The organism is Polaromonas hydrogenivorans, assembly GCF_040105105.1.
GTDB classification, from domain to species: Bacteria; Pseudomonadota; Gammaproteobacteria; order Burkholderiales; family Burkholderiaceae_C; genus Polaromonas; species Polaromonas hydrogenivorans.
On the sequence record NZ_CP157676.1, the window covers coordinates 353,024 to 373,092 of the forward strand.

21 protein-coding genes are annotated in these 20,069 nt (G+C 62.6%); 18 read left to right on the forward strand and 3 right to left on the reverse strand.

The features are described 5' to 3' along the window. Window positions 1–19 precede the first annotated feature (19 nt). The 6 genes from ABLV49_RS22545 (at window position 20) to ABLV49_RS22570 (ending at window position 5,273) form a co-directional block, all read left to right on the forward strand. Window positions 20–430 carry a GlcG/HbpS family heme-binding protein gene (locus ABLV49_RS22545; protein WP_349282122.1) on the forward strand — a complete coding sequence of 137 codons (411 nt, stop codon included), beginning with the start codon at window positions 20–22 and terminating at the stop codon, window positions 428–430. Between the two features lie 99 nt (window positions 431–529). Continuing rightward, entirely contained in the window at window positions 530–1,387 is an 858-nt protein-coding gene (locus ABLV49_RS22550) for an alpha/beta fold hydrolase (protein WP_349282124.1), read from the forward strand. 91 nt (window positions 1,388–1,478) lie between these two features. After that, on the forward strand, window positions 1,479–2,447 hold the full coding sequence (locus ABLV49_RS22555) for an aldo/keto reductase (protein WP_349282126.1): 969 nt from the start codon (window positions 1,479–1,481) through the stop codon (window positions 2,445–2,447). An 80-nt stretch (window positions 2,448–2,527) separates the two neighbouring features. After that, complete coding sequence (locus ABLV49_RS22560; RefSeq protein WP_349282128.1) at window positions 2,528–2,656, forward strand: hypothetical protein; 129 nt, start codon at window positions 2,528–2,530, stop codon at window positions 2,654–2,656. Window positions 2,657–2,828: 172 nt separating this feature from the next. Further along, window positions 2,829–4,259 (forward strand): MFS transporter, encoded by a 1,431-nt coding sequence (locus tag ABLV49_RS22565; protein WP_349282129.1) that lies wholly within the window; start codon window positions 2,829–2,831, stop codon window positions 4,257–4,259. A 27-nt stretch (window positions 4,260–4,286) separates the two neighbouring features. Next, on the forward strand, window positions 4,287–5,273 hold the full coding sequence (locus tag ABLV49_RS22570; protein ID WP_349282131.1) for a Bug family tripartite tricarboxylate transporter substrate binding protein: 987 nt from the start codon (window positions 4,287–4,289) through the stop codon (window positions 5,271–5,273). Between the two features lie 298 nt (window positions 5,274–5,571). Here ABLV49_RS22570 and ABLV49_RS22575 read toward each other — a convergent pair whose 3' ends face one another. From ABLV49_RS22575 to ABLV49_RS22585, 3 genes are all read right to left on the reverse strand, one after another. Further along, window positions 5,572–5,892, reverse strand: coding sequence for an addiction module antidote protein (locus tag ABLV49_RS22575; RefSeq protein ID WP_349282133.1), 321 nt, complete (start codon window positions 5,890–5,892; stop codon window positions 5,572–5,574). Between the two features lie 3 nt (window positions 5,893–5,895). After that, entirely contained in the window at window positions 5,896–6,192 is a 297-nt protein-coding gene (locus ABLV49_RS22580) for a type II toxin-antitoxin system RelE/ParE family toxin (protein WP_029528325.1), read from the reverse strand. Window positions 6,193–6,863: 671 nt separating this feature from the next. Next, a complete protein-coding gene (locus tag ABLV49_RS22585; RefSeq protein ID WP_349282136.1) occupies window positions 6,864–7,373 on the reverse strand; it encodes a MarR family winged helix-turn-helix transcriptional regulator in 510 nt (169 codons plus the stop codon). Between the two features lie 126 nt (window positions 7,374–7,499). Between ABLV49_RS22585 and badH the strand changes: the two genes are divergently transcribed. From badH to ABLV49_RS22645, 12 genes are all read left to right on the forward strand, one after another. After that, a complete protein-coding gene (gene badH, locus ABLV49_RS22590) occupies window positions 7,500–8,267 on the forward strand; it encodes a 2-hydroxycyclohexanecarboxyl-CoA dehydrogenase (protein ID WP_349282138.1) in 768 nt (255 codons plus the stop codon). 160 nt (window positions 8,268–8,427) lie between these two features. Next, window positions 8,428–9,210, forward strand: coding sequence for a 2-ketocyclohexanecarboxyl-CoA hydrolase (badI, locus tag ABLV49_RS22595; protein WP_349282140.1), 783 nt, complete (start codon window positions 8,428–8,430; stop codon window positions 9,208–9,210). A gap of 37 nt (window positions 9,211–9,247) precedes the next feature. Continuing rightward, the gene (aliB, locus tag ABLV49_RS22600; protein ID WP_349282142.1) at window positions 9,248–10,405 is read left to right on the forward strand and encodes a cyclohexanecarboxyl-CoA dehydrogenase; all 1,158 of its coding nucleotides are present in this window, start codon (window positions 9,248–9,250) and stop codon (window positions 10,403–10,405) included. 34 nt (window positions 10,406–10,439) lie between these two features. Further along, complete coding sequence (gene aliA, locus ABLV49_RS22605) at window positions 10,440–12,083, forward strand: cyclohexanecarboxylate-CoA ligase (RefSeq protein WP_349282144.1); 1,644 nt, start codon at window positions 10,440–10,442, stop codon at window positions 12,081–12,083. 38 nt (window positions 12,084–12,121) lie between these two features. After that, a complete protein-coding gene (locus ABLV49_RS22610; RefSeq protein ID WP_349282145.1) occupies window positions 12,122–13,120 on the forward strand; it encodes a Bug family tripartite tricarboxylate transporter substrate binding protein in 999 nt (332 codons plus the stop codon). A 99-nt stretch (window positions 13,121–13,219) separates the two neighbouring features. Further along, window positions 13,220–13,999: an enoyl-CoA hydratase gene (locus ABLV49_RS22615; RefSeq protein WP_349282147.1), complete on the forward strand. Its 780-nt coding sequence runs from the start codon at window positions 13,220–13,222 to the stop codon at window positions 13,997–13,999. Between the two features lie 27 nt (window positions 14,000–14,026). Beyond that, on the forward strand, window positions 14,027–15,187 hold the full coding sequence (locus ABLV49_RS22620) for an acyl-CoA dehydrogenase family protein (RefSeq protein ID WP_349282149.1): 1,161 nt from the start codon (window positions 14,027–14,029) through the stop codon (window positions 15,185–15,187). A gap of 48 nt (window positions 15,188–15,235) precedes the next feature. Further along, complete coding sequence (locus tag ABLV49_RS22625; RefSeq protein WP_349282151.1) at window positions 15,236–16,429, forward strand: acyl-CoA dehydrogenase; 1,194 nt, start codon at window positions 15,236–15,238, stop codon at window positions 16,427–16,429. 89 nt (window positions 16,430–16,518) lie between these two features. Then, window positions 16,519–16,974, forward strand: a complete 456-nt coding sequence (locus ABLV49_RS22630; protein WP_349282153.1) for a MaoC family dehydratase — start codon at window positions 16,519–16,521, stop codon at window positions 16,972–16,974. A 77-nt stretch (window positions 16,975–17,051) separates the two neighbouring features. Further along, window positions 17,052–17,801, forward strand: coding sequence for an electron transfer flavoprotein subunit beta/FixA family protein (locus ABLV49_RS22635; RefSeq protein WP_349282155.1), 750 nt, complete (start codon window positions 17,052–17,054; stop codon window positions 17,799–17,801). 30 nt (window positions 17,802–17,831) lie between these two features. After that, the gene (locus ABLV49_RS22640; RefSeq protein WP_349282156.1) at window positions 17,832–18,764 is read left to right on the forward strand and encodes an electron transfer flavoprotein subunit alpha/FixB family protein; all 933 of its coding nucleotides are present in this window, start codon (window positions 17,832–17,834) and stop codon (window positions 18,762–18,764) included. A gap of 263 nt (window positions 18,765–19,027) precedes the next feature. Further along, entirely contained in the window at window positions 19,028–20,065 is a 1,038-nt protein-coding gene (locus ABLV49_RS22645; protein ID WP_349282158.1) for a zinc-binding dehydrogenase, read from the forward strand. Window positions 20,066–20,069: the final 4 nt, after the last annotated feature.

Consider the following 20,069-nt stretch of genomic DNA (forward strand, 5'->3'; position numbering starts at 1 on the left):
GATCACTGCATCGCCTGCGATGCTTGCCCAGGCCATTGTGGCCGCCACTGTGCGCGAGGCGCAGAAGCGCTCGGTGCGTGTGTGTGTCGCCGTCGTTGACCCGGGTGGTCACCTGGTGGCCTTTCTGCGCATGGACGGCATGCCGTTTCACCTGATTGGCGTGGCGCAGGACAAGGCCATCACGGCAGCAAGCTTCGGCATGCCGACCTCGGAGCTCGCCTTCGGCCTGACCCGGCATTCAAAGGCCGCCGTGGAGTTCTTCCGTGGCCGAGAGCATCTCGTGTTATTGGGCGGCGGAATACCGCTGCACAGGGGGAGCGAACTGATTGGCGGCGTCGGAGTCACCGGCAGCAGCGAAGCGGAAGACGAGGCCTGCGCGTTGGCCGCAGTCAAAACCTGCCTGAAAGACACCTTCCAGAGCGAGGCCTGAGTCGATGATCGCCTCAACATTCAATTATCACGCGCGGCGGGCAACCGCCGCGTCCATTACCGGCCGTCACCTGGCGGCCATACAACCAAGGAGATAGCAATGGCAGCACTGACCGAAGCCGCGACCAGCAAGTTCGCGCGAATCAAGGAGGGTAACCTCGACCTGCAGGTCCACTACAACGAGTCTGGTAGCGGTGAAACCGTCTTCATGCTTCACGGTTCGGGGCCTGGCGCCTCGGGCTGGAGTAACTTTCATCGCAACGTCGAAGCCATTGTCGACGCGGGCTACCGCGTCATCCTGCTTGATAGCCCGGGCTGGAACAAAAGCGATCCCATTGTTGTGAGCAGCGGGTCGCGCGCCGATGTCAACGCCGCCTCTATCAAGGGCCTGATGGACGTGCTGAAGATCGATCGCGCGCACCTGGTCGGTAATTCGATGGGTGGCGTGAATGCGCTGGCCTTCGCGTTGGCCTATCCCGAGCGCTTGGGCAAGATGGTCATCATGGGCGGCGGCGGCGTCGGCCCCAGTCTGTTCCAACCCATGCCGCTGGAGGGCATCAAGCTGCTGTTCGGACTCTACGTGGATCCGACACAGGAGAACCTGAAGAAGATGCTCGACGTCTTCGTGTTCGACCCGAGCCAACTGACCGAAGAGCTGATCAAGGGCCGCTTCGAGAACATGATGGCTCGCCGCGACCATCTCGAGAACTTCGTCAAGAGCTTCCAGGCCAACCCCAAGCAGTTCCCCGATCATAGCCTGCGACTGAGTGAAATCAGCGCGCCAACGCTGGTGACCTGGGGCCGTGATGATCGCTTCGTTCCGCTGGACAGTGGGCTGCGTTTGATCTGGGGTCTGCAGGACGCTGAATTCCATGTGTTCAGCAAGTGCGGCCATTGGGCCCAGTGGGAGCACGCCGACAAGTTCAACCGCCTGGTTCTGGACTTCTTGAAGCGCTGAGCGCTGTAGCCGCCGCGCGGCGCTCTGTTAGTGGGCGCGTGCGGTGACATTTCCAAATTTTCTTGTCCGACATCACACAAGGGGACGACCCATGCAATACCGGCAACTTGGCAGTTCCGACCTGAAGGTCTCCGTAATCGGACTGGGTGGCAACACCTTCGGGCCGCCGCGGCTGTCGGCCGACGAGTCTTTGCGCTGCATTCATCGCGCGGGCGAGTTGGGTATCAACTTCATCGATACCGCAATCAAATACGGCGAAGGGCAGAGCGAGGCGCATATCGGGCGCGCACTTGAGGGGAATCGTCATAAGTGGGTTGTCGCCACCAAGTTTAATCTGGCTCAACTCCGGGCGGACGAGTCGGTTCGCGCACGCATCCTACGGCATTGCGAGATTAGCCTGCAACGCCTGCGCAGCGATTACATCGATCTCTACCAGATCCATTTAAATGCGCCCGGGGTGGATGACGAGGAGACTCTTGCCGTGCTCGCCGAACTGGTGTTGGCGGGCAAGGTGCGCTGGATCGGTGAATGCAATTACGCCGCCTGGCGGCACGCAGGTGCGATGCATACCGCGCGCCGCCATGGCTGGCCGGTCATGGTGTCTTGCCAGAATCATTACAACCTTCTGCGTCGCCACGTTGAGCACGAAACGCTGCCATTTTGCCGCGAGCAGGGCGTGGCCTTCCTGCCGTACTTCCCGCTGGCCGGCGGTTTTCTGACAGACAAATACGTACAGGGCCAGCCGGCGCCGGTCGGCACGCGGGGTGCGGCCGGCAGTCCGATCGTGACGAACAGCCGTACCGCGCGCAACGAGGCAATTCAGTCGCAGCTGAAGGAATGGGCCCATGTCCAGGGCCACTCGCTGGGCGAACTGGCAATCGCCTGGCTGTTGTCGCACCCAGAGATCCCCTCCGTGATCGCAGGTGTCAGCGCGCTGGAACAGGTAGAGCAGAACGTGCGGGCTGCCGAATGGGTGCTCACTGAGGCCCAGCGCGCCGAGGTCGATGCCATCGCCACCTGGGACGGCAGCGGGCAGCTGGCCGAAATGCTGGTGCCCTGAGGTCACGACCCGAACGCACAGACATGACTGAGTCCCGGTATCCGTCCGAACTTCTGCCCAAGGTTGCTCGGCCCTAGCCTATGCGGATAGCGTACGAAGTGTCGGCTGGGGAGGCGCAGCCGATGGTCTGGAGCGACGCCTTTCGCACCGTGCTGGTTGGGTTGTTGCTGGTGTTTGCCATCGTCTTGCTGGCCGCATGGCGCATATGAGCATGAGTGCGCACAACCGAGTGCGGCGCACTAACGCGCACAACCGAGTGCGGCGCACTAACGTTAATTTACATCCTGTCGCCAGGGAGGCGCAAGGCGCACCTGTCGCCACCCATAGAGCAGCCGGGCTGCCCATTAAATGGCCCGTCACATCGGGCCTCACGGAGACAACATGAGTGCTATTCCAGACCATATCGAAGCATGTGCCGTTGCGGTGCCGGAGTCACGACCGGGCAGTCACAGCACTCGCACGGCACTGGCCTACGGCCTGCCCAGTGCCGCCATCGGATTCACCTACATGCTCAACCAGCTGTATTTGATGAAGTACACGACCGATGTGCTGATGATTGCGCCAGCCGTGATGGGCATTATCCTGGCCGTCTCGCGCATCTGGGATGCCGTGTTCGACCCGATCGTGGGCTATCTCTCGGACATCACGCGCCATCGACTGGGTCGGCGCAAGCTGTGGATCCTGGCCGGTAGCGTTCCGCTCACGCTGAGCTTCATCGCCACATTCATCCCGCTGCCGGGTCTTGGCAGTGCTGGGCTGGTCGCATGGATGAGTGTGGCCGTGATCGTCTACTTCACGGCCTTGGCCGCAGTGATGATCCCGCATATGGCGCTTGGCTCCGAGCTATCGACGGATTACCACATGCGTAGCAAGATATACGGCTCGCGGCATGTATTTTTTGTCCTCGGCTCAATCCTGTCGCTGGTGGCGATGTTCGCCTTCATCAAGGCTGGCAAGGACGGGCCCGAAGCACTGCGAGCGGTACAGGATCCGATCATCATTGTCAGTGCCATCGTATGTATTGTTCTGATCGGATGTCTCCTGCTCGGTGCGCCTGAGCCCAAGGAGAATCAGGGCCGGGTGGAAAAGGGATTTCTGAAGAAGTTTGCGCATGTGTGGGCTAATCGCCACGCGCGCATTATCCTGATGACCACCTTCATCGAGAACCTGGGCACCGCAGCGATCTCGGTGATGACGGTCTATTTTGCGCAGTACGTGGTCGGCGATCCGCTCGTTGCACCACTGTTCGTCCTGGCCTTCATGGTGCCTTCGATGCTGTCGGTAGGCTTCTGGGTCGCGCTTTCCAGGCGCTATGGCAAGTCGCGCCTGTGGCTGTGGTCGATGATGGGTACGGGCCTTTGCTTCCTCGGCTTCTTCGTCACCCCCTTCATCGATTCCTACACCTGGCGCCTGATCGTCGTATTTGGTGCAACCCTTGGGGCCGGCTTCGCCAATGGCTGCGGCGGCACCATGGGGCCGTCCATCCTCGGGGACGTCGTGGATGCTGACGAGCACGCTACGGGCGAACGCAAGGAGGGGGCCTACTTCGCGATCTGGCAGACCGTTGTCAAGGGCGCGACGGGCGTGATGATGATGCTGGCCGGGTTCGCACTGCAGTTCTCCGGTTTCCTGCCGAACCAGGAGCAAACCATGCAGGTGAAACTCACGATCACCTCACTGAACGGCTTGCTGCCCTTCATCTGCTTCATGATTGGCGCCTGGGTGTTGAAGCACTTCAAACTCACACCCGAAGAGCATGCCCGCATCCGAAGCGATCTTGACGCACGCCGTCAATGCAATCCGGCCGCATGAGGCATTGATCCACACCAGGAGACAAAAATGACCATTTCCCGTCGTCGCATTCTGCAATCGACTTTTTGTGCAACGCCGCTGCTTCAGTTCGGGCCCTGCGCTTTGGCGCAGCCGGGCGAGATAGCGCGCATCATCACCGGCTTTCCGCCCGGCGGTACCACCGATGCCATCAGCCGCCGTCTCGCGGAAAAGCTGCAACCAGGCTACGCCCGTAACGTCATCGTGGAGAACCGTTCTGGGGCCGGCGGCCAATTGGCAGTGCAGTCAATGAAATCTGCACCTGTAGATGGAGCGACGATTCTGTTTACCCCGATGTCCATTCTGGGTGTGTATCCGCACACGTACAAGCGGCTGCCCTATGATCCGGTGGCCGACCTCATACCGGTGTCGAATGTCGCGACCTACGACTATGGTTTGGCGGTTGGACCCGCAGTTCCGGCCAATGTCACAACCGTGCCGCAGTTTATGGACTGGTGCAAGGCAAATCCGACCAAGGCCAACTTCGGCAGCGGTGCCACGGGCTCCACGCTGCACTTTCTTGGCATCATTCTCGGACGGGCAGCAGGCATCGAATTGACACATGTCGGCTATCGAGGCTCCGCCAGTATGCTGAGCGATTTGGCCGGGGGCTCGTTGCCGGCCTGTTGCAGCCCGGTGGGTGATCTGCTGGCTTATCAGGCTGCGGGCAGGTTGCGGGTCATTGGAACCTCGGGGTCCAAACGCAGCCGGTTTCTACCCAAAGTCGCAACCTTTGCCGAGTATGGTTACACCGACATGGTCTTCAATGAGTGGTATGGGCTCTTCCTTGCTGCACGCACGCCTCAGGAGTATGTGCAGCGACTGAACACCGCCGTGGCAGGTGCCCTCGCGGCTCCGGATGTCATCAATGCATTGGCATTGTTGGGCATGGACGCCACCCCGTCCAGTTCGATCGAACTGGACGCCATGCTAAAAATCGACACTGAACGTTGGGGAAAACTGGTCAAGAGCACTGGATTCACAAGCGAGACCTGAATACATCGCGAGCCTGCTGTGTCCTAACACAGCTCATTTCACGGAAAGAGCCTGCCAGCTGCCATGCGGGAAGCTTTTTGCGCACCGTCTCCATGCAATCGATCTCATTGTTCGAGTTGTACTTCTGCGGTACAGATTACAGCACTCCGCAAAGGACAGCTCTGCTGGAAGGCTGCAAAGAGGAGTCTTTTGGCGAGCAGTTTTATGCATTGGCAGGAAAAATCCGTCCCGTTTGAGGAACTGACATCCGTTCCTGCGCCAAACACGTTTATCAACCGGCAACGCGACAGAACCCGTTTCAGGCGTGTTCGGGCCGAGCATCAATGTGCAGCCGCATGCCCAGCGCGCGCAGCACCTTCAGGACCGTGGACAGGCTTGGGTTTCCCTGTTCGCCCAGGGCTTTATAAAGCCCTTCGCGGGTGAGGCCCGTGTCGCGGGCGAGTTGCATCATGCCGCGCGCGCGGGCGATGTCACCCAGTGCTTTGGCGAACAGGGCGGCATCGTCAGGCGCCTGCTCGATGCAGGCCTGCAGGTACAGGGCGCAGTCTTCATCGGAGCGCAGGTAGGCGGCGGCATCGAAGGGCTGGATGCCCAGTTTTTCAGCGGCTGTGGGGTTCATCGTTCATTCCTTCAAGAGTTGGACCATGCCCTGGGCCTTCGCAATATCCCTGGCTTGAGTGGACTTGTCGCCGCCGCCCAGGGCGACGACGACCGTGGCGCCCTCTTTCCAGCAATAGACGCGGTAGCCGGGCCCGGAGTCAATGCGCAGCTCGGTCACTTCCTGGCCGACGGGCTTGCAGTCGCCCCAGTGGCCCAGCGACAGGCGGGCAAGACGCGCCAGAACCTGCTTTTGGCCGACCTTGTCACGAAGCGAGCCGATCCAGGCATCGAATTCAGAAGTGCGCAGGATTTGAAGCATCGGTGAATTGTGAACTATGGTTCACAAAAATACAAGCATCAGCCCCGCCAGCAACCAATAGCCCTAAGATAACGCACAAAGTAATAGGGTTGCGCAGATGCTGAACAGGCCGTCGGCAAGCATCAACCCGACCATGCGGCACCGCTCCAGTCACATCGATCCTCCTTTGCCACTGGTCAATTCGGCGCAAAATAAACGCGTTGGATCTTGCCCGCTAACGGCCGTGCACCCCAGCGCCGGGTTGGCTACCAGACAGAAGGCGGCCGGACTCGTCCATGGTCAGCCGAGCGCATTACCAAGACCGTGCAAGGCAAAAAATTGCCCTGTTTTGGTGACGCTTTCAATAAGCACAGTTGGGCATGCGCCACACGCAGTTGCTTCGGGCCACGACGACAATATAAACGTCGTCTTCTCACCCACAAGACGATGCCTTTAAGGCTGAGCATATTTCCAAAAAGCTGGTTCAGCTTGCCTTGACGCGATATTCGATAGACAGATCACTGGGTCAAGTCATCCAGTCTGACCCTGATCGGTAAACACAGGTGCCCGGCTGAATCCAGCCTCATGTCTTTCACGCCCTTGAAGCTTGGACTATTGCGCCGGCTCCTGTACCGGCCAAACGCCTACGGCTTCCGAAGCATTTCTGCTCATGTAAGACAAGATCAACCAGATCAGGGTTCATTCATCAGAGTGGGCTCCTTGTCGTCATCGAGCCGCTTCATGTTGTCCAGCAGCTTGAGCAGGTAGTGCAGCGTATGGGTGAGGTCGTTGGTGGAAAACCCGTCCAGCGCCTGCTCGTAATAGTCATGAATCTTGGGCTGCGCCTTCACGAGCCAGACCTCGCGGCCTGAGGCCGTCATCGTCACCAGGCGCCACCGGCGGTCCCGTCCGTCGGGGGCCGAGCCAATATGCCCGTCGCGCTCCATCCGGCTGATCAACCCCGCCAGGTTCTGGCGGCTCACCATCAGGTAGCGGGCCAAATCGCCCACGCTCATCCCCCCCTCGGCTTCCGGCCGCGACAAAGCCCCCAGCACCGCCCACTGCTGCGTCGTCAGGCCTTCAGCCTCCACCGCACGCGTCCCTGTTTTGTGCAACATATTGGTACATTGATACAAACGAAAGAACAACCTGTTGGCCAGCTCCGTTCGCACCGAAACAGCATTTTCATTAGGGTAAACCATATAAATTCCATACAAAAATACGCTTGCACTAAAAAATTCTTCGACCTAAGATATGACAATGTATTGTCCTAAATACCCAGGCCAATGCAGCAAGCATACCAACCTCAACGACAGATGGAGAGAAGCATGAAGAATCTGGAAAACAAGACGGTCATCGTGACTGGCGGCGGCGGCGGCATTGGCGGCGCGACCTGCCGCCGTTTTGCCGCGGAAGGCGCCAAGGTCGCCGTGTTCGACATGAACGTCGAAGCGGCCCAGCGCGTGGTGGACGAGATCAAGGCCGCTGGCGGTATCGCCCAGGCCTTCAAGTGCAACATCACCGACCGCGCCGAAGTCGATGCCGCCGTGGCGGCCGCCGAAGCAGCGCTGGGCCCCATCGCCGTGCTGGTGAACAACGCCGGCTGGGACGTCTTCAAGCCCTTCCTCAAGACCGTCCCTAGCGAGTGGGACCAGCTGATCGCCATCAACCTGACCGGCGCGCTGCACATGCACCATGCGGTGCTGCCCGGCATGGCCGAGCGCAAGTACGGCCGCATCGTGAACGTGGCGTCTGACGCCGCGCGGGGCGGCTCGTCCGGCGAGGCCGTGTACGCCGCCTGCAAGGGCGGCCTGGTGGCCTTATCCAAGACCCTGGCGCGCGAACACGCCCGCCAGGGCATCACCGTCAATGTGGTATGTCCTGGCCCGACCGACACCGCCCTCTTGTCTGGCATGGCCGAAGGCGCCCGTGATCCGTCCAAGCTGATCGAGGCTTTCAGAAGCGCCATTCCCCTGGGCCGCCTGGGACAGCCCGACGACTTGGCCGGTGCCATCGTTTTCTTCGGCAGCGACGACGCCGCCTTCATCACCGGCCAGGTCATCAGCGTGTCGGGCGGCCTGACGATGCACGGCTGAAGAAATGGCCCCCACGCTTGCCACTTCGTGTGCTGCGCTGCCCCCCGAGGGGGCCGCTGCGCCTGCGGCCCGGCAAAGCCGGTTCCGCGGCCCCGGCTGGTTTGGTGGGCTTGCGCCCTGACTCTCGTTTTTAACTTCCCTCACCTAACAGGAAATCATCATGGAATTCGAAGACATCCTTTACGAAGTTCGCAACACCGTTGCCTGGATCACCATCAACCGCCCCGACAAAATGAACTCGTTTCGCGGCCAGACCTGCGACGAGATCATCAAGGCGCTGAACAAGGCGGGCTACGACAAGGGCGTGGGCGCCATCGTGCTGGCCGGCGCTGGCGACCGGGCGTTTTGCACCGGCGGCGACCAGTCGGCCCACAACGGCAACTACGACGGGCGCGGCACCATCGGCCTGCCCATGGAAGAACTTCACACCGCCATTCGCGACGTGCCCAAGCCGGTGATTGCCCGCGTGCAGGGTTTTGCCATTGGTGGCGGCAATGTGCTGTGCACGATCTGCGACCTGACGATCTGCTCGGACAAGGCCCAGTTCGGCCAGGTCGGCCCGAAGATGGGTTCGGTCGATCCCGGCTACGGCACAGCGTTCCTGGCCAGAGTAGTCGGCGAAAAGAAGGCGCGCGAGATCTGGTACCTGAACCGCCGCTACTCCGGTGCCGAGGCCGTGGCCATGGGCCTGGCCAATGTCTGCGTGCCGCACGAGGAACTCGACGCGACCGTGCAGAAGTGGGGCGAAGAAATTGGCGAGCGCAGCCCGACGGCCATTGCCATCGCCAAGCGCAGCTTCAACGCCGACACCGCGCACCAGGCCGGCATTGCCGGGCTGGGCATGTACGCGCTCAAGCTGTATTACGACACCGAGGAATCGCGTGAAGGCGTCAATGCGCTGAAGGAAAAACGCAAGCCCGACTTCCGCAAGTTCGCCAAATAAACCTCCGTACAACACCTAAGTATCTGGAAACAACGAGATGAACCCGAATCCTTATATTGACGAAGATCTTCAGGCGCTGGGCGAGACAGTTCGCCGTTTTGCCACCGAGCGCGTTGCGCCCGGCTTCCTGGAGCGCGACAAGACGCGCGTTCTGGATCGTGAACTGCTGCGCGAAATGGGGGGCCTCGGGTTCATCTGTCCTGAACTGCCGGAGCAATTCGGTGGCTTGGGCATGGGTTGTCTGGCCGCTGGCGTGATCCATGAGGAAATCGCCCGCGCCGACCTGAGCTTTTCGTACCTGAACCTGCTGGCCTCGCTGAACGGCCAGATCCTGTCCAAGTACGGCAGTCCCGAGATCGTGGCCCCCTGGCTGAAGAAGCTCACCGCAGGTGAAGCCATCTGTGCCATCGCGCTGACCGAACCCCGTGGCGGCTCCGACGCCGCCAACCTGCGCCTGCGCATGGAGCGTGACGGCGACTTCTACGTCATCAACGGCGAGAAGACCTCGATCTCGGCGGCCGACCAGGCCGACATCACGGTGGTGTTTGGCCGCACCGGCAAGCCCGAGGATGGCGCCCATGGCGTGACCGCCCTGCTGGTGCCGATGGACTTGCCCGGCTTGAGCACCAACCGCTTCGACTGCCATGGCCAGCGCGCCATCGGGCGCGGCTCGATCTTCTTCGAGAATGTGCGCGTGCCGGTCAGCCACCGCCTGGGCGACGAGAACAAGGGATTCGTGCAGGTGATGCACGGCTTTGACTTTTCGCGTTCACTGATCGGCCTGCAGGTGCTGGCCGTGGCCCGCGTGGCACTCGATGAAACCTGGGAATACATCACCCAGCGCCAAGCCTTCGGCCAGCCGCTCTCAAGCTTCCAGGGCGTGACGCATCCCCTGGCCCAGTTCGACACCGAAGTCGAAGGCGCCCGCCTGCTCTGCCTGCAAGGCTTGTGGCTCAAGGACAAGGGTCTGCCGCACACGGCGGAAGCCGGCATGGCCAAGTGGTGGGGGCCCAAGCTGGCCTACGACGTGATCCACCAGTGCCTGCTGTGTTTTGGCCATGGCGGCTATGACCGCGGCCTGATGGAGCAACGCCTGCGCGACGTGCTGGGCTTTCAGATCGGTGACGGCACGGCCCAGATCATGAAGACCGTCATTGCGCGCGTGCGCGCCGGACGCAAGTTCGTGCCGGCCTGAGTCCACCACACAAAACACACAAGGAGACAAGACCATGGAATTTGACCCCGTCCTGATCGCGCCCCGCCGGGCGCACAGCGTGGCCCAGGGCTTCTGGCACGACAAGACCATCAACGACGATCTGGACGCCTGCGTGGCCGCCTGCCCGGACAAGCTGGCGCTGACCGCCGTGCGGGCTGAAAGCGGCGCGACCACGCGATTCACCTACCGCGAACTCGCCGCCATGGCGGACCGCGTGGCCGTCGGCCTGACCCGTCTGGGCGTGGACCGCAACGACGTGGTGGCCTGCCAGCTGCCCAACTGGTGGCAGTTCACCATCACCTACCTGGCCTGCTCGCGCATCGGCGCGGTGATGAACCCGCTGATGCACATCTTCCGGGAGCGCGAGCTGTCCTTCATGCTCAGGCACGGCGAGGCCAGGGTAGCGATCGTGCCCAGGGTGTTTCGCGGTTTCGACTTCGAGCAGATGGTCACTGCCCTGCAGCCCGGCCTGCCCGAGCTGAAGCACCTCGTCGTGGTCGATGGCAGCGGCGCCAACAGCTTCGACGCGCTGCTGAGCGGCCCGGCCTGGGAAAGCGAAGCCGATGCGCAGGGCATCCTGACACGCCACCGGCCCGGCCCCGACGACGTGACGCAGCTCATGTACACCTCGGGCACCACGGGCGAGCCCAAGGGCGTGATGCACACGGCCAACACCACCATGGCCAACATCATTCCCTACGCCGAGCGCCTGCAGCTGGATGCCGAAGACGTGGTGCTGATGGCATCGCCCATGGCGCACCAGACCGGCTTCATGTATGGCCTGATGATGCCCATCATGCTCAAGGCCAGCGCCGTGCTGCTCGACGTCTGGGAGCCGCTCAAGGGTATCGACCTGATTCGCGCCGAAGGGGTGACTTTCACCATGGCCTCCACGCCCTTCCTGACCGACCTGGCAAGGAATGTGGAGGAGTCCGGCAAGGCCGTGCCGACGCTGCGCACCTTCCTCTGCGCTGGCGCCCCGATTCCGGGCGCGCTGGTGGAACAGGCGCGCCGGGTGCTGGGCACCAAGATCGTCTCGGCCTGGGGCATGACCGAAAACGGCGCCGTGACCCTGATCAAACTCGACGATGACGACGAACGCGCCTTCAACACCGATGGCTGCCCGCTGCCGGGCGTGGAACTCAAGGTGGTCGATGGGGACGGCAGCGCGTTGCCTGCGGGCCAGGCCGGCCGGCTGCTGGTGCGCGCCTGCTCCAACTTTGGCGGCTACCTCAGGCGGCCGCAACTCAACGCCACCGATGCCGACGGCTGGTTCGACACCGGCGACCTGGCCCAGCTGGACGGGCAAGGCTATGTCCGCATCACCGGCCGCAGCAAGGACGTGATCATTCGCGGCGGCGAGAACATTCCGGTGGTCGAGATCGAGGCCCTGCTGTACCGGCATCCGGCCATCGCCATGGCGGCCATCGTGGCCTACCCGGACGAGCGGCTGGGCGAGCGTGCCTGCGCGGTGGTGGTGCCCAAGCCGGGCCAGCACATCGACCTGCCCTCCATCGTCGAATTCCTGAAATCCCAGAAAGTCGCCGTGCAGTACATGCCTGAAAGGCTGATCGTGCGCGATGCCATGCCGTCCACGCCCACCGGAAAAATCCAGAAATTCAGGCTGCGCGACATGCTTCGCGACGGCACGGTTTAAAGCATTCCGCTCCCACAACGACACCCAGGAAACAAACCATGTTCACTTCCCCCAAGCACCTGCTGCGCCGCCGCCTGATCCAGGCTGCCGCAGCCACCTGCTGCACGTTCGGCCTGGCCGGTGCGGCCCTGGCCCAGGCGCCAGCCTGGCCCGCCAAACCCATCAGGATCGTGGTCGGTTTTGCCCCCGGCGGCACGACCGATGTCATGGCCCGGGTCATGGCCCAGTCTTTGAGCCAGGCACTCGGACAACCGGTGCTGGTGGACAACAAGCCCGGCGTCGGCGGCAACGTGGCGGCCACCGAAGTCATACGCGCGCCAGCCGACGGCTACACCTTTTTGATCGCACCGACCTCGGTCGAGACGGCCAACCCCTCCCTGTTCAAGCAGACCATCAGCCCGGCCAAAGACCTGACCCCGGTCGCCGGCGTCGGGCGCAGCCAGATGTACCTGGTGGTCAAGCCGCAGTCCACCTTCAAGGACGCCAGGGAATTCGTTGCCTTTGCGAAGGCCAATCCGGGCAAGCTGTCTTACGCCTCTGCCGGCCCCGGCACGCCGCCGCATCTGGCCGCCGAGATGTTCAAGCGGGTGACCGGCATTTTTGCCACCCACATTCCGTACCGGGGCGCAGCGCCGGCCTTGCAGGACGTGATGGCCGGCCAGGTGGACTACCTGTTTGATCCGGGCATCGCGTTTCCGCATGTGCGCTCGGGCAAGGTCCGCATGCTGGCAGTGGCCGGGGCCAATCGCTCGTCCTTTTTCCCGGATGTGCCGACACTGGCCGAACTCGGCTTCAAGGGGGCTGAACTCGATATCTGGTTTGGCATGTGGGCGCCCAACGGCACGCCGCCCGACATCACCGCCCGCATGGTGCGCGAAGTGGCCAAGGCCTTGAGCCTGCCAGCGACCAGGACCCGTTATGAGTCCCTTGGCGCCGAGCCGGTCGGACTGGGCAACGCCGAGTTCAAGAGCCTGCTGGCCAGCGAAACCAAAATGCTGTCGGCCCTCATCAAGGACAGCAAGATCAACGTGGATTGACCCAACAACACGATTTCAAGCATCAAACAGGCCGTTTGCGCATGCTGCGTATGCGCTTACAGCTATTGATTTAATAGCATTTTCACTCGGCGGGAACCCATGAAAGAACTACACCCCATCCTGACGGAAGTCCGTGGCCGGGTCGGCGTGATCACGCTCAACCGGCCCGGGCAGCACAACGCCCTGAACGATGCGCTCATGGATGCGCTGGGCGACGCCCTGCTGGCGTTCGACCGCGACGAGGCGATTGGCGCCATCGTCATCACCGGCAATGCCAAGGCCTTTGCCGCCGGCGCGGACATCGCCGCCATGGCCGACTGGAGCTACATGGACGTGTACCAGAGCGACTTCATCACCCGCAACTGGGAAACCCTGCGCCGGGTGCGCAAGCCCGTGATTGCCGCCGTGGCCGGTGTTGCCATGGGCGGCGGCTGCGAGCTGGCGCTGTCCTGCGACATCATCATCGCCGCCGAATCGGCCAGGTTCGCGCTGCCCGAGATCAAGCTCGCCATGATGCCCGGCGCCGGCGGCACCCAGCGCCTGCCGCGCGCCATCGGCAAGGCCAAGGCCATGGACATGTGCCTGTCGGCCCGCATGCTCGACGCGCTTGAAGCCGACCGCTACGGCTTGGTGTCGCGCGTCGTGCCCGATGAGCAGCTGCTGGAACAGACTTTAGCCCTGGCCGACAGGATCGCCGCTTATTCGCTGCCCGCGCTGATGGTCATCAAGGAATCGGTCAACCGCAGCTGGGAGTCCTCGCTGACCGAAGGCATTCTGTATGAACGCCGTGAACTGCATGCGCGCTTTGCCAGTGAAGACGCCCATGAAGGCATGAATGCCTTTTTGTCCAAACGCACTCCGGTGTTCGAACACCGTTGATCCATCACTTCTTACACAGAGCAAACCATGGCCCTCGATACCGAATCCTTTGAGCTTTTGCTCGCCGCCGTCCAGCGCTTTGTCAGGGAACGTCTGGTTCCCGCCGAAAACATCCTGGAAGAAACCGACGATGTGCCCGCCGACATTGTCGAAGACATGAAGGCCATGGGGCTGTTCGGCCTGACCGTCCCCGAGGAATTCGGCGGCATCGGCTTGTGCGTCAGCCAGGAAGTCCAGGTCAACTATGAGCTGGGCCGCACCGCGACGGCGTTCCGCTCGGTGTTCGGCACCAATATCGGCATCGGCTCGCAGGGCATCCTGATGGACGGCACGCCCGCGCAAAAGAGCGAATACCTGCCCAAGGTCGCCAGCGGCGAGCTGGTCATGTCGTTTGCGCTGACCGAGCCCGATGCCGGGTCGGACGCCGCGTCGCTCAAGACGCGCGCCGAGCTGGACGGCGACCACTATGTGCTCAACGGCACCAAGCGTTTCATCACCAACGCGCCGCGCGCCGGCGCCTTCACGCTGATGGCGCGCACCGGCGGGCCGGGCGCCGGTGGCGTCTCGTCCTTCATCGTGCCGGCCGACCTGCCGGGCATCAAGCTGGGCAAGACGGACAAGAAAATGGGCCAGCGCGGCACCAAGACCTGCGACGTGATCCTCGAGAACGTGCGCGTGCCAAGAGCCAACATCATCGGCGGCGTTCCCGGCCAGGGCTTCAAGACCGCGATGAAGGTGCTCGACCGGGGCCGGCTGAACATTTCGGCCGTGGCCTGCGGAATGGCGCAGCGCATCCTGGAGGAATCGGTGGGCTACGCTAGAGACCGCAAGCAGTTCGGCAAGGCGATTGGCGAATTCCAGCTGATCCAGGCCATGCTGGCTGACAGCCAGGCTGAACTGCTGGCCGGCTGGTCGCTGGTCCAGGACGTCGCCAGGCGTTTCGACGGCAAGCCGGCCCATGTGTCGGACCCGGACATCTCGATGCGCGTGTCCTGCGCCAAGCTGTTCGCGACCGAGATGGTGGGCCGCGTCGCCGACCGCGGCGTGCAGATCCATGGCGGCGCGGGCTACATCAACGAGTACCCGGTCGAGCGCTTTTACCGCGACGTGCGCCTGCTGCGCCTGTATGAAGGCACGACGCAAATCCAGCAAATCATCATCGGTCGAGAGCTTCTCCGCGCGGCTTGAGCGATTCCCCCCACCAGCAACTCACTTAACGTTCAACAAGGTCATATCATGTCGACAAAGTCCACCAAAGCCAGCTTCAGCTGGGAAGACCCGTTCCACCTGTCCGCACAGCTGAGCGACGACGAGCGCCAGGTGCAGGACGCCGCCCGCGCCTACTGCCAGGAAAAGCTGCTGCCCCGCGTGACCGATGCCTTCCGCCACGAACACACCGACGTGGCCATCTTTCGCGAGATGGGCGATCTCGGCCTGCTCGGCGTCACCATCCCCGAAGCCTACGGTGGCTCGGCCCTGAACTACGTCTGCTACGGCCTGGTGGCACGCGAAGTCGAACGCGTCGATTCCGGCTACCGCTCCATGATGAGTGTGCAGAGCTCGCTGGTCATGGTGCCCATCAACGAATTCGGCACTGAGGCGCAGAAACAGAAGTACCTGCCCAAGCTCGCCACGGGCGAGTGGATCGGCTGCTTCGGCCTGACCGAACCCAACCACGGCAGCGACCCGGGCAGCATGGTCACCCGCGCCAAGGCCGTGCCCGGCGGCTACTCCTTGAGTGGCGCCAAGATGTGGATCACCAACAGTCCCATCGCCGACGTTTTTGTGGTCTGGGCCAAGGACGACGGCGGCCAGATCCGCGGCTTCATCCTGGAAAAAGGCTGGAAAGGCCTCACCGCCCCCGCCATCCACAGCAAGGTCGGCCTGCGCGCCAGCATCACCGGCGAAATCGTCATGGACGAAGTCTTCGTGCCGGAAGAAAACGCCTTCCCCGATGTGCGTGGCCTCAAAGGCCCGTTCACCTGCCTGAACAGTGCGCGCTACGGCATTGCCTGGGGCGCACTGGGTGCGGCGGAAGACTGCTACTTCCGCGCCCGCCAGTACGTGCTGGACCGCAACCAGTTCGGCCGCCCGCTAGCCGCCAACCAGCTGATCCAGAAAAAGCTGGCCGACATGCTGACCGAAATCAGCCTCGGCCTGCAGGGCTGCCTGCGCCTGGGCCGCATGAAGGACGAAGGCACGGCCGCGGTCGAGATCACCAGCATCCTGAAGCGCAACAGCTGCGGCAAGTCGCTGGACATCGCCCGCATGGCGCGCGACATGATGGGCGGCAACGGCATCAGCGACGAGTTCGGCGTGGCGCGCCATCTGGTCAACCTCGAAGTGGTCAACACCTACGAAGGCACACACGATGTGCACGCGCTGATTTTGGGCCGGGCGATCACCGGTATTGCGGCGTTCGCGAACTGATATGTCGATGCTGTCACGCCAGTGGGCGCATGGCGCGACACCCGGCGTGACTTCAAGTTCTCAATAAAAAAACAACCGGAAGCAAGACCATGAACGACCAGTATGGCCACGATATCGAAGACCTCCATGTAGGCATGAGCGCGAGCTTCGCCAAAACCGTCACCGAGGCCGATATCGTCTTGTTCGCGGGGGTGTCCGGTGACAACAATGCCGTTCACACCAACGAGGAGTTCGCCAGGACCACACCGTTTGGCGGCCGCATTGCCCACGGTTTCCTGACTGCCAGCGTCATCTCGGGTGCCGTGGCCAACCGCTTACCCGGTCCCGGCACGATTTACCTGGGGCAGCAACTGCGTTTCCGGGCGCCGGTTCGGCCTGGGGACACCGTTCACGCCACCGTGACCGTGAAGTCGGTGGATCTGGCAAAGGCCCGTGCCGTGCTTGATACGGTTTGCCGCGTCGATGGCAAGGTTGTGATCGATGGAGAGGCTACGGTGATGACCACCTCAATCGCCAAGCGACAGGCCCAGCAGGTTGCGGCCTGACATTTCCTAAACGGGATCGTCCGCACAACAGATTGCTGACGGTCTTTCCCCTTCGTTATTTGTTATCGGAGCTACCCATGAAAATCCTGGTCCCCGTCAAGCGAGTCGTCGATTACAACGTCAAGGTCCGCGTCAAATCCGACGGCACCGGTGTCGATATCGCCAACGTCAAGATGAGCATGAATCCGTTCGACGAGATTGCCATCGAGGAAGCCGTGCGCCTGAAGGAAAAGGGCGTGGCGACGGAAGTCATCGCCGTTTCCTGCGGCGTGCTGCAGTGCCAGGAAACGCTGCGCACGGCCATGGCGATTGGCGCTGATCGCGCCATCCTGGTCGAAACCGCCGAAGAGCTGCAGCCGCTGGCCGTGGCCAAGCTGCTCAAGGCGCTGGTCGAGAAAGAAGCCCCGCAGCTCGTCATCCTGGGCAAGCAGGCGATTGACGACGACTGCAACCAGACCGGCCAGATGCTCGCCGCGCTGCTGGGCTGGCCGCAAGCCACGTTTGCCTCCAAGGTCGAAGTCGAGGGCGGCGTGGCCAAGGTCACGCGCGAAGTCGATGGCGGGCTGGAGACGCTCTCGCTCACGCTGCCGGCGATCATCACGACCGACCTGCGCCTCAACGAGCCGCGCTATGTCACGCTGCCCAACATCATGAAGGCCAAGAAAAAGCAGCTCGACAACGTGAAACCCGAGGACCTCGGCGTCGATTTCAAGCCGCGCATCAAGACGCTCAAAGTCAGCGAGCCCCCGAAGCGCAGCGCCGGCATCAAGGTTCTAGATGTGGCCGCGCTGGTGGACAAGCTCAGGAACGAAGCCAAAGTCATCTAACTCAGAAGCAGAACAACGGAGCCTAAAACCATGACCTCTTTAGTCATCGCAGAACACGACAACGCCAGCATCCGCCCCGCCACCCTGAACACCGTGACCGCAGCCAGCCAGTGCGGCGGCGAGGTGCATGTGCTGGTGGCCGGGCTGAATGCGGCTGCCGCAGCGCAAGCGGCCAGCCAGATCGCAGGCGTCACCAAAGTCATTCATGTGGACGGCGAGCATTTCGCCCACGGCCTGGCTGAAAACATGGCCGCGCAGGTCATCACCATTGCCAGCGCCTACTCGCACCTGCTGTTCCCGGCGACCGCCTCGGGCAAGAACATCGCCCCGCGCGTCGCGGCGCTGCTCGACGTGGCGCAGATCTCCGACATCACCAAGGTCGATGCGGTCGATACCTTCGAGCGCCCGATCTACGCGGGCAATGCGATTGCCATCGTGCAGAGCCTGGATGCCACCAAAGTCATCACCGTTCGCACGACCGGCTTTGACGCGGCCGCTGCCAGCGGCGGCGCGGCCACCATTGAAACCCTGGCGGGCGTTGCCGACAGCGGCAAGTCCTCGTTCCTGGGTTCGGAAATCGCCAAGAGCGACCGGCCCGAACTGACCGCCGCCAAGATCATCGTCTCGGGTGGCCGCGCGCTGGGCTCGAGCGAGAAGTTCCATGAAGTGCTCGAACCCCTGGCCGACAAGCTCGGCGCTGCGCTGGGCGCGAGCCGCGCGGCCGTCGATGCCGGTTACGCGCCCAACGACTGGCAGGTGGGGCAGACCGGCAAGATCGTCGCGCCCCAGTTGTACGTGGCCGTGGGCATCTCGGGCGCGATCCAGCACCTGGCCGGCATGAAGGACTCCAAGGTCATCGTCGCGATCAACAAGGACGGCGAAGCGCCGATCTTCAGCGTGGCCGACTACGGGCTGGAAGCGGATCTGTTCACGGCCGTGCCGGAGCTGATTGCCGCGCTGTAAACACATTTCGCACAGGTTCATCGCGGCTGAACTAGGCACCCAAATGCCGGTGCTCAATGAGTTTGCGAGTTCGACAGCCCTCAAGAGCCGCATGCACACGTGAAGCAAGGTGGTACGTCATGCAAAGGACCAACAGGAGCTGCAAGGAAGTTCAAGAACCGTGACACTTCCCCGCAGTTGCGAGAAGTCCCCTTCATAAGGTGTAGGGCCCCTGGCCGCTCCCCCTGTTTTTACCTTCTCAAGGATACCAAGGATATTTCGACATGAAAGCCGTATTCATCACAGGCCATGGCAGCAACGAAGTCGTCAGCATCGCGGACCGGCCCCGGCCGGTGCGCCAGCCCGACGAGGTACTGATTCGCATGCAAGCGGCCACCCTCAACCAAGTCGATCTCTACATGCGCAACAGCGGCGCGGGCATCACGCACCAGCTGCCGCAGATCATGGGCCTGGACGGCGCGGGCATCGTGGAAGAAGTCGATGCGCACGAGCGTGTGCTCGCGCCCGGCCAGTCCGTGGTGCTGCATCCGGCCGTGGGCTGCGGGCGCTGCGAGTTCTGCCAGCGCGGCGAGGTGGTCCTGTGCACCGGCATCCAGCTCCTGGGCGAGCATCGGGACGGCACGCTGGCCGAATACGTGAGTGTGCCGGCACAAAATGTCTTCCCCATGCCGGCCGACCTGAGCTTCGCCGAGGCGGCCGCGCTCGGCGTCAACCACCTGACCGCCTGGCGCATGCTGTTCACCAAGGCACAGCTCAAGCCGTGGGAGACGGTGCTAATCTTTGGTGTTGGCGGCGGCGTGTCGCTGGCGGCGCTGCAGCTCGCCAAGCTTGCGGGCGCCAAGGCCATCGTCACCTCGCGCGACGATGCCAAGCTGCAGCGCGCCCTGACCATGGGGGCCGATCACGTGATCAATGGCCGGGCGCAAGACATTGCGAAAGAGGTCATGGCCCTCACCGGTGGCCGGGGCGTGGACGTGGTATTCGAAAACGTCGGCGAAGCCGTGTGGTCATCGGCCATGAAATCGCTGGTGCGCGGCGGCCGACTCGTCACCTGCGGCGCCACCAGCGGCGACCAGCCGCCAGCGGACATCAGGCGCATCTTCATCCGCCAGCTCCAGATCTTCGGCTCGACGCTGGGTAACTTCGAAGAGTTCGGGGATTTGCTCAGCCTGGTAGCGCGCACCGGCTTGCGGCCCGTCATCGACAGTGAATTTCCGCTGGACCAGACCCACGCGGCTTTGAGTCGCCTGGAGTCGGGTGAGCAATTCGGCAAGATCGCCATCCATATCGGCGAAGCCTGATACC

Bases quoted from the DNA above. Each gene is read 5' to 3' on its own strand.
- ABLV49_RS22545 (WP_349282122.1), top strand. From the start codon at position 20: ATGCTTGCCCAGGCCATTGTGGCCGCCACTGTGCGCGAGGCGCAGAAG.
- ABLV49_RS22550 (WP_349282124.1), top strand. From the start codon at position 530: ATGGCAGCACTGACCGAAGCCGCGACCAGCAAGTTCGCGCGAATCAAG.
- ABLV49_RS22555 (WP_349282126.1), top strand. From the start codon at position 1,479: ATGCAATACCGGCAACTTGGCAGTTCCGACCTGAAGGTCTCCGTAATC.
- ABLV49_RS22560 (WP_349282128.1), top strand. From the start codon at position 2,528: ATGCGGATAGCGTACGAAGTGTCGGCTGGGGAGGCGCAGCCGATGGTC.
- ABLV49_RS22565 (WP_349282129.1), top strand. From the start codon at position 2,829: ATGAGTGCTATTCCAGACCATATCGAAGCATGTGCCGTTGCGGTGCCG.
- ABLV49_RS22570 (WP_349282131.1), top strand. From the start codon at position 4,287: ATGACCATTTCCCGTCGTCGCATTCTGCAATCGACTTTTTGTGCAACG.
- ABLV49_RS22575 (WP_349282133.1), bottom strand. From the start codon at position 5,892: ATGAACCCCACAGCCGCTGAAAAACTGGGCATCCAGCCCTTCGATGCC.
- ABLV49_RS22580 (WP_029528325.1), bottom strand. From the start codon at position 6,192: ATGCTTCAAATCCTGCGCACTTCTGAATTCGATGCCTGGATCGGCTCG.
- ABLV49_RS22585 (WP_349282136.1), bottom strand. From the start codon at position 7,373: ATGGTTTACCCTAATGAAAATGCTGTTTCGGTGCGAACGGAGCTGGCC.
- badH (WP_349282138.1), top strand. From the start codon at position 7,500: ATGAAGAATCTGGAAAACAAGACGGTCATCGTGACTGGCGGCGGCGGC.
- badI (WP_349282140.1), top strand. From the start codon at position 8,428: ATGGAATTCGAAGACATCCTTTACGAAGTTCGCAACACCGTTGCCTGG.
- aliB (WP_349282142.1), top strand. From the start codon at position 9,248: ATGAACCCGAATCCTTATATTGACGAAGATCTTCAGGCGCTGGGCGAG.
- aliA (WP_349282144.1), top strand. From the start codon at position 10,440: ATGGAATTTGACCCCGTCCTGATCGCGCCCCGCCGGGCGCACAGCGTG.
- ABLV49_RS22610 (WP_349282145.1), top strand. From the start codon at position 12,122: ATGTTCACTTCCCCCAAGCACCTGCTGCGCCGCCGCCTGATCCAGGCT.
- ABLV49_RS22615 (WP_349282147.1), top strand. From the start codon at position 13,220: ATGAAAGAACTACACCCCATCCTGACGGAAGTCCGTGGCCGGGTCGGC.
- ABLV49_RS22620 (WP_349282149.1), top strand. From the start codon at position 14,027: ATGGCCCTCGATACCGAATCCTTTGAGCTTTTGCTCGCCGCCGTCCAG.
- ABLV49_RS22625 (WP_349282151.1), top strand. From the start codon at position 15,236: ATGTCGACAAAGTCCACCAAAGCCAGCTTCAGCTGGGAAGACCCGTTC.
- ABLV49_RS22630 (WP_349282153.1), top strand. From the start codon at position 16,519: ATGAACGACCAGTATGGCCACGATATCGAAGACCTCCATGTAGGCATG.
- ABLV49_RS22635 (WP_349282155.1), top strand. From the start codon at position 17,052: ATGAAAATCCTGGTCCCCGTCAAGCGAGTCGTCGATTACAACGTCAAG.
- ABLV49_RS22640 (WP_349282156.1), top strand. From the start codon at position 17,832: ATGACCTCTTTAGTCATCGCAGAACACGACAACGCCAGCATCCGCCCC.
- ABLV49_RS22645 (WP_349282158.1), top strand. From the start codon at position 19,028: ATGAAAGCCGTATTCATCACAGGCCATGGCAGCAACGAAGTCGTCAGC.